The sequence below is a fragment of the uncultured Meiothermus sp. genome (genome assembly GCF_937863175.1).
Lineage (GTDB): Bacteria > Deinococcota > Deinococci > Deinococcales > Thermaceae > Meiothermus.
This window is the reverse complement of record NZ_CALMCQ010000023.1, coordinates 1-1696: the sequence shown is the minus strand read 5'-3', so window position 1 is coordinate 1696 and position 1696 is coordinate 1. Positions and strand designations below refer to the sequence as shown.

1 protein-coding gene is annotated in these 1696 nt (G+C 58.0%); it reads left to right on the top strand.

Going from position 1 to position 1696, the window contains the following annotated elements; translation table 11 throughout:
- Positions 1–1696 (top strand): family 78 glycoside hydrolase catalytic domain (locus Q0288_RS00920; RefSeq protein WP_299425750.1); only part of this gene is annotated, 1696 nt, incomplete at both ends.

Genomic DNA, 1696 nt, shown 5'->3' with positions numbered 1-1696 from the left:
ACCGGCTGGTTGGATCGAGGTAGAGTTCAACGACTCGAGCTGGAATACAGCACAGGTCTTGCGGGTTCCGGGGTTTAACGGAAGCAGCGATGTGGTTCCGTTTCCGGTAATGGTGCCCCGCAAGATCCCCCAGCTGGTGGAAGAGGACGGGTATCCCAGGAGGATCGTGGTCGTGGGCGAGGTGACGACTGCCGAGGGCTCGGAGATTGCCAGCCTTTTCGCGCAGGAGATTCTGGAAGAACCTGCAACCTGCCGGGCTTTGAATCTGGAGGCCCTGATCTCCCGCGAAGGAACCTGTAGAGTCCAGACCACCAGACCCAGGAGCCTCTCGGTTGTTCTGGACTTTGGCGAGACGGTGGTTGGCAGGATTTTCCTAAAGCTTTTGGCTTCTGAGGGCAGTATCGTTGACTTCACCTACGGAGAGCGCCTGGAGAAAGACGGTAGGGTACACCTGCACCGGGGAATCCCAGGATTTGATGTCCGGCCCGCCCATCGCCTGGTTCTGCGCGAAGGCGAACAGACCTTTGAGTCATTTGAGCTGGCAGGGTTTCGGTACTTGCAGCTCACCATTCGTCAGGCTGCCAGTCCACTAGAGATTAAGTCCGTAAAGGTCAAAAAAAGCGTTTATCCGGTAAAGCCCCAAGGGAGTTTTGACTGCTCGGATCCACTGCTTACCCTCCTCTGGCAGACTGGCCGCAACACCGTGCACTTATGCATGCAGGATGGATATATAGACTGCCCCTCACGCGAACAGCGCCAGTGGCTCGACGGCTACCTCCACGCTCTGGTGAACTATGTTGCCTTTGGCGACGCGCTTTTGATAGCCAATCTTTTGCGGCAGATCGGGCAGTCCCAGAGGCCGGACGGCATTACTATGATGGCTGCCCCCGGCGACTTTGCGGCCAGCAGCTTTACCAACATTCCCGAGTTTTGCCTGTACTGGATCCTGGCGATTGGTGAATACATAAAGCATGTAGGGGATCCCACGCTCGTCACGGAGCTATACCCTTCGGTGGTGAAAGCCGTGGGCTGGTTTGAGCGCTTTGTAAACCACGAGAAGCTGCTTACCAGCCTGCCGCACTGGCTTTTTGTAGACTGGGCCGAACTTGACAAGCGCGGCCAGGTGACCGCAATCAATGCGCAATTTGTGGCTGCGCTCAGGGTTGCAGCCAGCCTGGCCCGGCTGGCGGGCTGCTCTGGCGATGCCCGGCGTTTTGGCAGGCTGTCCCGGGAGGTCAGGGCTGCAATTAACCTCCATCTCTGGGATGGGAAGCGCGGTGTTTATGTCGACGCCCGCAACCGAGGGGTAAAAAGTCGCCGGGTGAGCCAGCAGTCCAATGCTGCCGCCATTGCTTTTGAGGTGGCCCCCCAAAAACGGTGGCCGCGCATTCTGGCCACCATCCTGGATGAAAAGCGGCTGGTGCTCACCCGTACGGGTGCAAGCGACCCTAACCCACCTGGTTTGTTTGATGAGGAGTCCAAGGTGGCACTGGCCCAGCCCTTCTACTCCCACTTTCTGCACCGGGCCTTGAGTAAGGCCGGGTTCCATCAGGCTTTGCTAGATAATATCCGACTGCGCTGGGGGCAGATGGTAGCCGGTGGGGAGACGACTTTTTGGGAAACCTGGCAGCTCAACCCCATTACCAGCAAATGCCACGGCTGGTCGTCCACCCCAACTTACGATCTCAGTACTGAG